At 37.6% G+C, this 14473-nt stretch carries 13 protein-coding genes, 1 pseudogene and 1 other annotated feature; of the genes and pseudogenes, 3 read left to right on the plus strand and 11 right to left on the minus strand.

Annotated features, from left to right (window positions below):
- Positions 1 to 303: 303 nt before the first annotated feature.
- Together UP17_RS20785 and UP17_RS29005 are read left to right on the plus strand one after the other, a co-directional pair.
- Positions 304 to 1383, plus strand: a pseudogene (locus tag UP17_RS20785) (CotH kinase family protein); the annotation flags it as partial.
- Between the two features lie 63 nt (positions 1384 to 1446).
- The gene (locus UP17_RS29005) at positions 1447 to 1824 is read left to right on the plus strand and encodes an SET domain-containing protein (RefSeq protein ID WP_167556013.1); all 378 of its coding nucleotides are present in this window, start codon (positions 1447 to 1449) and stop codon (positions 1822 to 1824) included.
- 109 nt (positions 1825 to 1933) lie between these two features.
- On the opposite strand, the gene argS is transcribed toward UP17_RS29005, so the two are convergent.
- From argS to UP17_RS20800, 3 genes are all read right to left on the minus strand, one after another.
- Positions 1934 to 3613 (minus strand): arginine--tRNA ligase, encoded by a 1680-nt coding sequence (gene argS / locus UP17_RS20790; protein WP_250211711.1) that lies wholly within the window; start codon positions 3611 to 3613, stop codon positions 1934 to 1936.
- Between the two features lie 35 nt (positions 3614 to 3648).
- Positions 3649 to 3867: a binding site (T-box leader), on the minus strand.
- Positions 3868 to 3964: 97 nt separating this feature from the next.
- On the minus strand, positions 3965 to 4510 hold the full coding sequence (locus UP17_RS20795) for a response regulator (RefSeq protein ID WP_061464935.1): 546 nt from the start codon (positions 4508 to 4510) through the stop codon (positions 3965 to 3967).
- Between the two features lie 92 nt (positions 4511 to 4602).
- Positions 4603 to 5634 carry a Delta(5) desaturase DesA gene (locus UP17_RS20800; protein WP_061464937.1) on the minus strand — a complete coding sequence of 344 codons (1032 nt, stop codon included), beginning with the start codon at positions 5632 to 5634 and terminating at the stop codon, positions 4603 to 4605.
- A gap of 1240 nt (positions 5635 to 6874) precedes the next feature.
- Here UP17_RS20800 and UP17_RS20805 point away from each other — a divergent pair.
- Positions 6875 to 8278 carry a LysM peptidoglycan-binding domain-containing protein gene (locus UP17_RS20805; RefSeq protein WP_250211712.1) on the plus strand — a complete coding sequence of 468 codons (1404 nt, stop codon included), beginning with the start codon at positions 6875 to 6877 and terminating at the stop codon, positions 8276 to 8278.
- A 37-nt stretch (positions 8279 to 8315) separates the two neighbouring features.
- Here UP17_RS20805 and UP17_RS20810 read toward each other — a convergent pair whose 3' ends face one another.
- From UP17_RS20810 to UP17_RS20840, 8 genes are all read right to left on the minus strand, one after another.
- Positions 8316 to 9212 (minus strand): DMT family transporter, encoded by an 897-nt coding sequence (locus UP17_RS20810; RefSeq protein ID WP_061464939.1) that lies wholly within the window; start codon positions 9210 to 9212, stop codon positions 8316 to 8318.
- Between the two features lie 154 nt (positions 9213 to 9366).
- Positions 9367 to 9570: a zinc ribbon domain-containing protein gene (locus UP17_RS20815; protein ID WP_061464941.1), complete on the minus strand. Its 204-nt coding sequence runs from the start codon at positions 9568 to 9570 to the stop codon at positions 9367 to 9369.
- A gap of 48 nt (positions 9571 to 9618) precedes the next feature.
- Positions 9619 to 10017, minus strand: coding sequence for a DUF2500 domain-containing protein (locus UP17_RS20820; protein WP_061464943.1), 399 nt, complete (start codon positions 10015 to 10017; stop codon positions 9619 to 9621).
- Positions 10018 to 10267: 250 nt separating this feature from the next.
- Positions 10268 to 10810: a hypothetical protein gene (locus UP17_RS20825; protein ID WP_061464945.1), complete on the minus strand. Its 543-nt coding sequence runs from the start codon at positions 10808 to 10810 to the stop codon at positions 10268 to 10270.
- A gap of 137 nt (positions 10811 to 10947) precedes the next feature.
- Positions 10948 to 11100, minus strand: a complete 153-nt coding sequence (locus UP17_RS27930) for a hypothetical protein (RefSeq protein ID WP_155727414.1) — start codon at positions 11098 to 11100, stop codon at positions 10948 to 10950.
- A gap of 294 nt (positions 11101 to 11394) precedes the next feature.
- Entirely contained in the window at positions 11395 to 12351 is a 957-nt protein-coding gene (locus tag UP17_RS20830; protein ID WP_061464947.1) for an ABC transporter permease, read from the minus strand.
- Positions 12351 to 13283, minus strand: coding sequence for an ABC transporter ATP-binding protein (locus UP17_RS20835; protein WP_061464948.1), 933 nt, complete (start codon positions 13281 to 13283; stop codon positions 12351 to 12353). The genes UP17_RS20830 and UP17_RS20835 overlap by 1 nt, the downstream gene beginning before the upstream one ends.
- Before the next feature lie 435 nt (positions 13284 to 13718).
- The gene (locus UP17_RS20840; RefSeq protein WP_061464950.1) at positions 13719 to 13958 is read right to left on the minus strand and encodes a hypothetical protein; all 240 of its coding nucleotides are present in this window, start codon (positions 13956 to 13958) and stop codon (positions 13719 to 13721) included.
- Between the last annotated feature and the right edge of the window lie 515 nt (positions 13959 to 14473).

Here is a 14473-nt window from a genome sequence, read left to right on the forward strand (position 1 = left end):
TACTGGCAACAAGTCCACTGGCCATAAATCTACTGGGAAATAATCTACTGGCAACACAGCTACTGGTATCATAACTACTGGTATCACATCTACAACAACAACAGCTACTTCATTAAGGTCAAGTTCAAGTTCAAGCTCGTCCACTGGACGTGGCAAAAAAAGAAGAAGATAGATAGTTAAATATAAAATGCTTCAGCTTGATTAATCCCTGATTGATCAAGTGGAAGTATTTTATGATATTACGGCTTCATTAAGGTCAAGACTGTCCATAAAACATCTTATACAAGGAAGGAAGGTGAGTGTATGTCTTATCATATTCCATCTTATTTCTTAATGATAGAAGAAAAAAATCTAGAAGATTTACGTGCGGATATTTGGAGCGATGACCCTATTCCCGCCAATTTGAAAGTAGAAAACGACAATTATGTTATCGATATTGCCTATCGGGGCTCTTATACCCGCAAATTCCGGAAAAGATCCTATTGGATTGATTTCATCGAGCCAGAACGATTCTTTGGCGCCCACAAAATCCATCTCAATGCCGAATACAGAGATCCTTCCCTCATTCGCAATAAACTCTCACTCGATTTCTTTCAAGACCTTGGTGTCCTTTCCCCTCATAGCCAACACATCAACCTATTCCGAAATGGCACGTTTAAAGGTGTGTATTTACAATTGGATTCCGTCGATGGGTTTTTTTTAGAAAAAAGAGGACTTCCTGCCGGCCCGATTTATTATGCTGTCAACAATAATGCCAACTTTTCATTGAAAAGGGATGGGAAAGCGAAAGACTCCCTTACGTCAGGCTATAAACAAGCGTTTGGCAAACCCGCTGATGATGAATATCTAATCGAATTCATCAAAAAAATCAACACCACCCCACTTGCAAAGTTTCCTGAAGTAGTCTCGCAGCATCTTGATATCCATAAATACTTACGCTGGCTGGTTGGAGCCGTTTGCACCATGAATAACGACGGTTTCACTCATAACTATGCACTATATCGCAATAGTAAAACGAAGTTATTTGAAATCATCCCTTGGGATTACGATGCCACTTGGGGACGCAAAGTCAGTGGAGGGATCATGGAGCACACATATGTCCCTATCGGAGGGAAAAAGGCAAACCACCTTATTCATCTGCTCTTGCAGGTTCCGGAATACAGTAAGTTCTACAAAGACCTCTTGGTTGAAACATTAGAAACCACATTTACTGTGAAGCATATGGAAAATAAAGTATTACCACTGCACCAGGGCATTCGCCCCCACATCCTTCTTGATCCATATAAAAAGAATAAGATTGATCTATTCGACAAGGAACCGGAATTCATCTTCGAATTCATTCGCAAACGCAGTGATTACTTAAATAAGCACCTTGGTAGCCTAGATGAAAAAAATGCCACGACACAACTGATAGCCAAACAGAACCGAAAAAGGGGAGTTGCTTCCGTGTCACCAATCTGCATTAAAAATACGGGGAAGTATGGCAGGGGAGTATATGCTACAAGGGATATTCAAAAAGATGAACTCATTGAGGTATCACCTGTCATTATTTCACCCAAACATGAATGGAAATATTTAAAGAAAACCGCACTCTTTCATCACTGTTTCTATTGGGGAGATGATGATGAAACTGTCATTGCCTTAGGAAATGGTTCACTATTCAATCATTCATACACTCCAAATGCGACATTCGATAATAATTTAGAAGATTTAACGATAGACTTTTATGCACATAAAGATATAAAGGCTGGCGAGGAAATCACGATCAATTACAATGGTGAACCTGATGATAAATCCCCGTTATGGTTTGATGTAATCGAGTAGGCGCTTTTTGCTACCATTTTATTTTGAAAGAATCCATTTTGAAGGAAAATTGATCAAAATGGATTCTTTTTTATTCAGTTTTCTTCGCTAATGCAAGAACGCTTTAACTTTACATTTTATTCGGCGCTGAAATTCCCAATAAACTTAGCGCATCCTTTAATACAATGGCTACGGAAAAAGCGAATGAGAGCTTCATTTGTTTCCATTCATCTTCAACTAAGATTTTCGAATGTGCATAATACTTATTGAATGCGCGTGATAACTGCAAGCTGAATTTCGCGACTTGTGATGGGTCTGCTTGTTCAAATGATTTTTGGACAATGACCGGGTACTGCTCAAGCAGTTGGATGACTGACCAAGCATATTCTCCTAAAGCGTCAAAAGTGATGGCCTGCTCTTTAAATTCACCTTTTTCCAGCAATGATGAAATACGCGCAAATGTGTACTGTACATATGGACCCGTTTCTCCCTCAAAGTTCATCATTTGCTCTAATGAAAAATCAATATCGTTCATGCGGTTATTTTTTAAATCATTAAAGATTACCGCTCCGACACCGACCTGTCTTGCAACCAGTTCTTTCTGTTCAAGCGCCTGATTTTTTTCTTCAATATTGCGCTTCGCCGTTTCGATTGCCTCTGCCAAAACATCCGCAAGTAGCACGACTTTCCCTTTACGTGTCGACATTTTCTTACCGTCTTTTAACATCATGCCAAATGCTACGTGCTGTAAGTCATTTGACCAATCGTACCCCATTTTTCCAATGACGTTAAAGAGTTGTTTAAAGTGCAGGGATTGTTCATTTCCTACAACATAAAATGTTTTCTTCGCCTCGTACTGTTGCTTACGATACATGGCCGCGGCTAAATCACGCGTGGCATAAAGTGTCGCACCATCCGTTTTCGTAATCAAACAAGGCGGCATATCTTCCAATTGCACGACATAGGCACCTTCGGATAGGGTAAGCAGGCCTTTTTCTTTTAGTTCCTCGACAACAACATCCATTTTGTCATTGTAAAACGCTTCACCAGCATAGGAATCAAAACGGATGCCCAATAAATCATAAATCGTATCGAATTCTTTTAGAGACGCATCCCTGAACCATTTCCATAGTGCCAGTGCCTCCTCGTCCCCATCTTCAAGCGACTTGAAGCTAGCGCGTGCTTGTTCATTCAACGATTCATCCGTTTCAGCCATTTCATGGAACTTCACATAGATTTTCAATAATTCCTGAATCGGGGAAGCTTCGATTGCCTCCTTGTCTCCCCACAGCTTATACGCGACAATCAACTTCCCGAATTGCGTGCCCCAATCCCCTAGATGATTAATACGCACGGCATTGTAGCCATTTTTTTCAGCAATGTTAGCCAATGCATTTCCTATGACTGTTGAGCGTAAGTGCCCCATGGAAAAAGGCTTGGCAATATTCGGGGATGAATAATCAATCACGACATTTCCCTGTACAGGCTGCTTACCGCCATACTTATCCTTTTCACTTAATATGGTTTGCAACACATTTTCCGTCACAATCTGTTGATTGACGAAGATGTTCAGATAACCACCCACTACGTTCACTTCTTGGATCAACTTACTGTTTAATTGTTCAGCTATTTCAGATGCAATCACTTGAGGTGACTTTTTTAACTTTTTTGCAAGAGTAAAGCATGGAAAGGCGGCATCACCTAACTCCATCAATTTAGGCTTTTCCATTAATTTTTCTATTTCACTTGCTGGCATTTCATTGTTCAAAGCAGTTGAAATTAAGGCTGCAATTGGTTTATTCATCGTCATTTTCCCCTCCTAAACAAAAAAGCCCCCGTCTCTAAATAAGAGACGAGAGCATAGTTTCCCGTGGTACCACTCTAGTTGCCACAAATTGTGACCACTTTCCATTGTTAACGAGGTGACTCCCCGATGTTCTCTACTGGACGTTTCAAGAAATTTCTCCAAAGTGCGCTTCATTCATCCGTCCTGCATTAGGCTCACACCATCCCTAACTCGCTTTCCATTTCAAAATGAACTACTCTCTTTATCACAGAATTTTCAATATTATGATTTAATCCATCGTACACAATTTTAAAAAACGTGTCAACACAGGATTTCTGATCTAACCCTGTCATAAAGTCTCTATCCCAAATCCATCTAGCCAGCCGGTAACTTCATTTTATCCTTGATAGTCGAAAAATATTTCCTTACGGTCCCAATTGTGTTGCTTTGCTGATTTGAGGGGTCAAGTGTGGTTTGACCATCGGCTAACAGGCCTAACACACCCATTTCCTGGTCATTATTGTTGGAAGACTCATCCATAAGTTCAGGGGAGTATATTCGCTTGCCATCCATTACGCTGCGAATCGAGCAGGCTAACTCTTCACTCGGGTTATCCTTCAATAAATAACCACTTACATTTGCTTTTAAAGCAAGTTGAAAATAACCAGTCCTTCGAAATGTCGTTAAAATAATCACTTTGCATTCAAATGACTTTAAAGCTTCAGCTGCCTCAAGCCCGCTCTTTACAGGCATCTCCATATCCATGATACAAACATCCGGCTTTAATTGGTGCACAAGAGTAATAGCTTCTTCTCCATTACTGGCTTGCCCGGCAATTTCTATATCTTCTTCAAGATTGAGTAGAGAACTAATTGCCTCTAACAGCATTTGCTGATTCTCTGCAATGACAATTCGGATCATTTTAAGTTCTCTCCTTTACTGAGTCGTTATATGAAGAAAAGACTCCCCAAAATCCAAGGATTATTAAGGGAGTCTGGAATGATTCATGAACGTTACAATTCAGATTTCACTTGAACGGAAACACTTTTTTTCGTTAAATGTTTTATGTCCTTAAAGCCAACAAAATTCTTGTTTTTCTCATCCCATAAACGGAAACAGAGCGACTGTAAGCTTGTAGCAAGAGTAATCGTTGGTACGTTCTTTAAAGGCTCTGTATTATTATGTGCATTTTCCAGTTTATAGTTAGGTACCCTAGGACTTAAATGGTGAACATGATGGTAACCGATATTACCAGTAAGGAACTGCATCAGTTTTGGTAGCTTATAAAAAGAACTTCCTTCCACTGCTGCCAATACATATTCCCACTCCTCATTTTCTTCAAAATAAGAGTCCTCAAATGTGTGCTGGACGTAAAACAGCCAAATGCCCACTGAACCTGATATTAAGAAAATGGAACCTTGTACTAAAAGAAATGACTGCCAGCCTACTGCAAGGCAAAGCAATGCCACTAAACCAACGATTAATACATTCGTCAAATAGGTGTTCATTTTTTCCTTCTTTCTAGCACCTTTTCGGTTAAATCTATTTTTAAGAAGGAAAACATAAATCGGACCTATCCCAAACATTACCAATGGATTGCGATAAAAACGATAGGCAAAACGAATTCTAAGCGGCGCAGCCAAATATTCATCCACCGTAAGGGTCCAAATATCCCCTGTACCCCGCTTATCTAAATTGCCACTTGTTGCGTGATGCACAGAATGCTCATGCCCCCATTGATCAAAAGGGAATACAGTCAAAACACCCATGACTGTCCCGACTATTCTATTCGCACGGCGGCTTTTAAAAAATGAATGATGCGTACAATCATGAAAAATTATGAAAATTCTTGTCAAGAAGCCAGCAGCCAACACAGCTGGAATTAAGGTTAACCAATAAGAAACCGAAAGACTTATATATGCTAGGTACCATAAAATAATGAATGGCCCTAACGTATTGATGATCTGCCATATACTTTCTTTTGTCGTTGATTGTTCAAAAGGAGCAATTTGTTTTCTCAAGTTTTTAGTATTTTGTATGGTCATTAATCAATTGCACTTCCCTTTATTTTTTCGTTATTTCTTATTATAAAGAAATCAGCCTGATTTTATTAGTACCAGGTGTCATGACTAGAAGATGACAAATGTCATGTACAAGATATTTTCATCGGAAAACCCTACCAAAAAAAATGGAAAATAGCCAAAACTGGCTAACCGAATAGGACGGTATAGTTCCAACAAATCAATCTCCATTTGGAAGAATTTTTTTCTTATCATAGAAAGCTTAAAAACGACAAACCTATAATAAACTGTCGTAAATCTCGAGGGATATTAGAGAGATGTTAATTATCAAACCTACTTATGATAGGCTTAGACTATGAGGATTTACCAGTTGAAAAACTGTAAAGGGGGATTAGTTTGGATAAGGAAATGGAGAAAATAATTGTAAAATCATTTTTCACCAAAAGGCTCTAAGATAGAATTCTGTTCGAATTGTCTTCAGCCAAGAAACGCAAGGATTTTGAAGCTGAACAAGAAGTCCTTCCATCTCCAAGATTTTTACTAAAAAGAAAACAATGAATAATTGCATACTCAAATAGGACTACCAATTTTATAGTCCTATTTCTAGATGAAATATCAACATTAAACTTAACCATTAGTCGTAGCAGATTGCGCAGTGGAGATTAATTCCAGTTACTCTCCCTTTAAAAATAAATAAAGATCATAATTTGTCGAAATGGAGGAATATTTCGTCCCACATGCAATTAATTCGACCTTCACGCAATTAATTCGTCCTACATGCAAATATTTCGACCTTCACGCAAATATTTCGTCCTACATGCAAATATTTCGTCCCACATGCAATTAATTCGACCTTCACGCAATTAATTCGTCCCACACGCAAATATTTCGACCTTCACGCAATTAATTCGTCCCACACGTAAATAATTCGTCCCACACGCAAATATTTCGACCTTCACGCAAATATTTCGTCCTACATGCAAATATTTCGACCCTACATCGAAATAATTCGCCACAACAGCAGAATCGTAATCCTGTTTAGATGATTCCCTATTTTCTTCTATAATAAGGCGTTTCCACAATGTACCTCTATTTTATAGCTATTCTCCATAGTAAACTAGTAAAGTTAAATTTTACAAAGGGGAATAAAATAATCGTGAAAAAATTCTTTGGATGTTTTATTATGTTAAGCCTTCTTTGTATGTGTCTCTTTCCAACCAGTGGTAGTTCATCAAGTAAAACCCAATACATAGGTTCTGTTAAAGTGGACAATACAAAAGTTTTTAGTTCTCCTAATTTAGGTACTACTCTATTAAAGACCTTAAAAAAGGGCGAGGAGCTTCCCGTCATTTCCTCTGCCGTTGGGGATTCCGCGGGCCCTATTATTCATAAAGTAAAGACTGGAAACACATTATGGAAAGTAGCAAATCAATATGGAGTTTCAGTAGGTGAGCTACAAAAAGAAAACAAATTAACTTCTTCCGAAATTACTGTTGGCCAAAACCTGAAGATTCCCCAGAAATATAAGATCCATAAGGTTGTATCAGGAGATACTTTGTGGAAGATTTCTTCTAAATATAAGGTAACCACCAGTGATTTGACGAAATTAAATAACTTACATGCGGTTACAATTAAAGTTGGCCAAAAATTGAAGATTCCGGATTATTACTACCAGGTTCAATTGCTTGATGGTAAAAAGGGATGGATAAAGAAATCCCAGCTTCAAAAAAAGGCGCAAAAACCTATCGTCATGGGCTGGATGCATAATGAATCGAAAGAAAACTACACCCAACAAATTAAACAACCTAATTTAAATGTAGTTTCTCCTCGTTCCTATACGCTGACGGATTCCGGTAATTTCGTTTCCGTTTCTGCGGATGCCAAATTCGTCCAAAACGCCCATAAACAAGGAAAACAAGTTTGGCAACTTATCGGTAATCAATTTGACCCTGTTTTAACCGGTTCTGTACTAGGCAATACAAAAAAACGCCAGAAATTGGTTTCAGCTTTACGTGATTCACTTGTTAAAACTAAAAGTGATGGAATAAATGTAGATTTTGAAAACATCGATCCAAAAAGCAAGAAGGACTTTGTACTTTTCATAGGCGAACTGAAAAAGGCACTAAAACCGCATGGAATTAAAGTATCTGTGGATGTCACCCGAGAAAATGAAGACCCTTTTTGGTCAAAAAGTCTGGATAGGAAAGCTCTTGGCAAAATAGCAGACTACATAATCATAATGGGTTATGACGAGCATTGGGGAGGGAGCCCAGTAGCCGGGTCCGTTTCCTCGTTACCTTGGATCAAAGAAGGAACGAAGCTTTTAATGAAAGAAGTACCTGCCCATAAGATCATATTGGCTGTACCATTTTATACGAGAGAATGGGTAACCGATTTATCAACCAAAAAAGTGAAAAGTTATGACCGTACGATGGCTGAGGTCAACAATATCATTTCATCTCATAAACTTAAAAAGGCATGGGATAAAAATACTCAACAAAATTACGTGGAGTATACTTCCAATGGGGAAAAGCATCAAATATGGATAGAGGATACAAAATCGATGAAGCTCCGTATTGACCTGGTAAAACAAAATCATCTAGGCGGTGTATCTGCTTGGTACATTGGATCAGAAACCCCTGACATTTGGGACGTATATCAAATTTAATCAATAGTTTAAAAGAAAACCCTAAAGGAAAAAGGCCTCACATTGTGTGTGGCCTTTTCAGCTTGACATCATTTTCAGGGGATTTAGAAGCCTTAAGTGAATAGATCACCCCAATAAATATTAATGATATACCCAAGATTTGAAATCCATCCGGTTGAAACCCTGAAAGCAGGATATCTAAAAGGATGGCAACTGCCGGATCTACAAAAATCATGAAAGATACTACATTTGTAGGCAAATGACGAATACTATTAAAAAACAGAAGATATACAACGCCTGTATGGATGATGCCAGTAAGTACCGTATAAAACCATTCGGAAGATTTTAGTGTTGTGTAAACTGAAAAATCGACAAAAGGAATCAGTAATATAAATCCAATGAACATTTGCAGAAAAGTGGTCGCATATACACTGGTCTTTGTAATGCTCTTTCCTAAAAGCATGGTAGCCGCATAGAAAAATGCAGCAATTATCCCATAAATGATGCCTTCCCATTCAGGAGATGATGATCGAAATCCATCTGTTCCCATAATGAATAATGTGCCAATGAAACATAGTGAAATTGCCAGGATAGAGAATATGGTCATTTTCTCCCTAAAGATGAAGCTCCCAATAATGAGTACAATGATTGGGGCTAAATGATAGAGCGAAATGGCAATTGTCACGGAAATCTGTTCAAATGATTTAAAGAGGAATATCCAGTTTAATAAGTTGGCCACTGCACAGAAGATGATTAGCATCACTTCTCTAAAATTCCATATTTCCTTCTTGAAATGCCCTGTAATCATCCAGACTGTACATAAGAATATGGCAGCACAAATGCAGCGAACAAATACCAATTCCAATGCTGGGAGTCCTGTTAGTTCTGAAAAGAAACCGACAGAACCAAAGATTGTCATCGCTAGTGAAAGTTGAAGAAGTGCTATTTTATTCATTTCATTTCTCCTTATGAAATCACACATTATTTTATATTCATATAGCTAATACTGAAAAGTAATCCAACCGGTAATGGGCTGAAAGAACTTCATGCATAAATGAAGAAAAATCAAGAATCCCCTTTGTAAAAGGGGATTCTTTTTGTGCAGCTTATCACCCCAGGAATAGATCCAGCAGATTACTGCCTGCAGATGATTGCTTATTATAAAACTCCGAATAACCGCAATTCTTGCAATACACAACCGTAAATTGATTATTCTGGACATCGAACATTTTTGACAATCCTGTTCCAGTCATTGCTACGTCCTTCTTGGCAGCATCATTGCTTCCGCATTTCATACATCCCTTTTCATTCATGATCCTTCATCTCCTAATTTATTAGATTCATTTTAAGTAACTAATTTATTAACAATTATTCCTAGTAAAATCAATATATCTTGTTCCTTGAAAGGTTAAAGTGCCGACATCCCCTTCTGCAAGAATACCAAACATCTTTCCTGAAATATGGAATTCCGATCGATCACCACTCTCAAATTCAAATGTAATATAATAAGTCGTAGAGGAGCTTTGCGAGTGGAGATTGTTATTGTGATTGTATGAATGACCATTCCTTATAGTATTTGTTCGTTTGACTTTCACCATTGCGGGAACAGATAAACGAGGAGATTTATCGTTCTTCTCCCATTGACTAAGACCCGAGAATAGGTTAACTATGATCATTATAAGAATGATAACAAAAATAATTCCTATAAATACCGGAGCACCTGTGAAAATCCAATCCCCGCTTCCACCAACATCATACATTTGATTTTTCCTCCTCGCCTCGATGACATAATATACGGATAAAATGGAAATAAGTTTCAGTTCACATTCAAAAAAATGGTGAATTAATTTGGATTTTCTTCCCCTTTACTCCCCACTTATCAATCTATATTTCCATAGAATGGGACCTTTTCATTTTATTTCCAGATTTTAAAGTAGAAAAAAAGTATTTGAAAATAATAGATTAGATAACGATAAGATTCTAATCATTCCTTCCCGGTAAAAAAAAGCATTAAATAACATCTGAATCATCTAATCGTATTTCTGCAACCCTTCCACCTTGAACACACCAAAATTCTAAAGTAATATTCCGTTTATGGTCAATGTAGCCGATAATATCCGCTCCCTGTTCATAACTTTTATAGTAATGATCCCCATACTTCGAAAGAACGTCCGCTTTCTTACTTCCTAATTTAATCCCTTTGCCTGTTTGAAGGGAACTTTCAAATAGATCGTCATCCGCACTTGAAATGATTAACCGCATAATTTTCCCTTTATCCTCGTCTGAATTGATAGTGGCCGTTTTTAACCCGCCTTTCCAATAATAATAATCATATGCATTGTTATTGTCTTGATCGATGGGTTCTCCATAATCTCTAATAAATTCTGGACTCGATATGTTATCCCAGACTTTATATCCCCCGATAGATTCATCAGACAAGTCCGTTGATTTTGTCAATTTCTCAGAGAATGCCGAGTACACATAGAAACCTAATGTTGTTCCAATAATAATAAGTACAATTACTAAATTACGTTTATACTGCATTTTTCCCATCTCTAAAATCTACTCCATCCATATCGGAAATGAAAATATTGGCTATACCGATTTCCTTATTAAACTTTAACCTGACCTGAATAGGACGATTTGTTCATTTTTAATGATCGTCCCTGCCGTAAAAATAAATGGAGCTACTAACTAGCAAACAGGAAGGACCTGATCCCCATTATGTATCCTCCGCCTATCCCGATCGCTACACCAAAAACTGTCCATTGTGATATGTAAATACCTATTAGAAATAAAATGAATCCTATAAGTCCAATTAACAGAACCTTTTTTTTATTCATTTTGCACCCCTTGGCCAATTAAAATATCCTTATACTATCTTATACGGATAAAATTGGATAAAAGTTTCATTCTATTACTAAATTGATGATTTGAAAGAAAGTCGAGTAAATAAAGCAGATTCGAATACCTGCGTTTTTTTGCCCATGATAAAAAGGCTGCCGCAGCAACCTTTATCTTGAAGGGAATTTTATCCCATTATTACAAATAGAAAAATTTAATTTATTGTATTTTTCTCTCGGCGGCTTCAATAAGAAAAACCGAAATCAGCCACTGATTTCGGTCGTTCCCTCTATTTAATTAGTGATATCTTTTTTCTGGAAGAAGAAGAAAGTTAGCGCTAAAAAGATAAGATAATAGATGCCAAGTACACTCATTGAAAATCCAAGTGTAGCTCCATCGAACATTTCCATGGTTCCGGAAATATAGCCCCTTAAATCAAGGTGGGGGAATAAGACGAATTTTAACCACTCGTATTTACCGATGAATGATTGAATGACCATATTTAATGTCGAAGAGGCAAATAGGATGAAAATGGATATACCTACTGCAAGTGCTTGGTTTTTAAATAATGTGCTTAACATGAAAGCGATGGTCGTGATGACCAAGAATCCTGGTATCCAGTAAACGATCATGTCTACGAAATATTCGCCGACTACCACCGGACTGAATTCACCGAAAGATGCAGGATCCATTATTTTGTCTGAATACGAACCATTGCCAAAGAATATGATTCCGATTAGATAACTGAATATAAGCAGGCTCGCAAGTAATAACGCTGCAAATAACAGGGAAGTAATATATTTGGAAAGTAGAATCTTCCAACGTTTATAAGGCCTGATCAACAGTTGTTTAATGGTACCATCCGAAAACTCCGAGGAAACTAGCGAGCTGCAAACGATAACGACGAATAAAGTGACAAACGATGTTAATGATGTAGTCCATTCCGCCATATATGTCCAATTCGTGTTTAAGTCAGGGTTTATATTATCAGCTAAAAGTTGCTTATTTAGATCAATGTCAGCCATGATAGCGTCTTTTTCATCGTCACTGATATCAGTAGCTTTCAATGACTTTTGCTGTTCTTGGATATCTGCCTTTAACTCTTGCTTCCAATCTTTACCCTGTTCGCCGGCACTTAATTTATAATCGATGACTGCCGCCCCTAATGCTGCCAATAAAAGAAAAGCGATGAATATATATGTTGATACTTTTGAAAAGATTTTCATCCATTCATTTTTTACTAAGGACATCATACAGACTCCCTCATTTCCTGCTCAGTGATTTCAAAGAATTTATCTTCCAGTGATTTTCTAGTAATGCCAATTTCATAGACATCCAGTTGATTTCCATTAAAACTCCTGTTTATATCAGCCGTTTGTTCACGAGTAGCCGATACGGAGATTGTCTTCGCATCATATTTTAGAATCGTAATATCCACAAACTGTTCTTGAAGGATTTTTTTAGCTAGCTCCCCATCACTGACAGTGAATGAAACTTCATTTACCGTTTCGGTTTTTTCATCTATAATATGTTCTTTCGTATGTATCAGCTTTCCTTTTTCGATAACGGCAAAACTATCACACATCAATTGCATTTCCGATAGTAAATGTGATGAAATCAATATCCCGACGCCTTCACTTGCCAGTACTTTCAAATAATCACGAAACTCACGAATCCCTTGTGGATCCAAGCCATTCGTCGGTTCATCAAAAATCAATAACGACGGTTTATGTAAAATGGCCTGTGCCACGCCAAGGCGCTGACGCATTCCTAATGAATAGGTTTTAACCTTCTTATCGATGGCATGATCCAGTTTGACAAGCTTTATGACCTCTTCTATTCGCTCATTGGATATGTCATTGGATGACATTCGGGCATAATGCAGGATATTCTTCCTGCCCGTCATGTACTTATAAAACTCCGGGTTTTCAACAATGGCCCCCAATTGATTCATCGCACCTTCGAAATCTTTATCGAGGTCACTGCCATTGATCATGACAGTACCGCCCGTACGGTTGATAAGACCAGTGATCATACGGATGATAGTGGTCTTACCAGCTCCATTCGGACCAAGCAAACCAAATATTTCATTACTTTTTATTTCAAAGCTCACATTGTCAACAATTGTCGCTTTTCCAATTTTTTTAGTTAAGGATTGAACCTTAAGAACCGTTTCAGACATATAATACCTTCCTTTTTTTATATTTTCCAAAATCACACAAATCCAATATTACCATATTATGCATATTGTTACTATACTGATATTCTTCCATTTGGATAAAAGCATCCCTTGAATCAGCTGCAATCAATAGATTTGAATTTCACCGTTCTTACCGATGGACTACAAGGTTATGGCAGCCTCTCCGACATACCCATTTTCAAAATACCCATTGTTGGTTTCCGTATGCCGCTTCCCTTCCCTATCCTTATTGCGCAATAACATCGAACTCACATTAAAGTCTTCAGCCGGCGTCAGCTGCCCGCCCCCATAATTCCCAATATCAATATCACTGCAATGACTTTTTTCATCGAAATAGCTATGTATCGTTTCTTTTTATTACGTTTCCGAATGAATAAAGTTACAGGTTTTTTTATATTAAAGGAAAATTCATGTTAATTATAAATAAAGCAACGTATAGGTAAAGCCGATGGAAATGGCCAGACCCAATGCAAAAAGAAAGATTCTTCTAATAAAAGAAGGGAAAAGTCTATAAACCATCATTAAAATAAAATCGATGAAATTCGTTGGTATTCCAGAGCCGAAATCTTTGACTACTTTCTTGTCACCAAAAACGGCGAACCACATTACAAAAAGACCACATAAAATGAAAATGAAGGAAAAAATCTTAAACCACATTCGATGTCACCCGTTCCTCATAACGATATTGTTTTAGTCTTATCTTAACTGGGCTTTAGGATTCAAGTTTTCAAAATGAATTCTTCAACCCATACCTCTTGCATGGGAATCCCCTTTGTCCTCACCGAATCTTTCAAATCCGCATTCTTCCGGCACCAGGATAGATCATAAATTATCCTTGACTGCCCGGCATAAAGAGGACGAACATTTACTTTCGTCAAAAAATTGAGCCCTGTAGCAATTCCTTTACCCCAATATTGCTTCCCAAACCAGTAACTCACTCCTCGTTTACCATTTTACAGAATATGGTCATTTTTTTGAATAACCCGATTTGATGTGATATCCTTCCATCGAGTCAAAAACCACTTTGTCTAAACTTTCTAACCCTTCTATTAACAAAAAACAGGCAGTTATTTTTCGTACTCATATATCTAGTAACCGCGGAAAGCTATCCATGAAAAACTCCATCATTGCTTTTCCTCTAAATTCCAACAACATTCTTCCAGGATACCTTA

The organism is Peribacillus simplex, assembly GCF_001578185.1.
Lineage (GTDB): Bacteria > Bacillota > Bacilli > Bacillales > DSM-1321 > Peribacillus > Peribacillus simplex_A.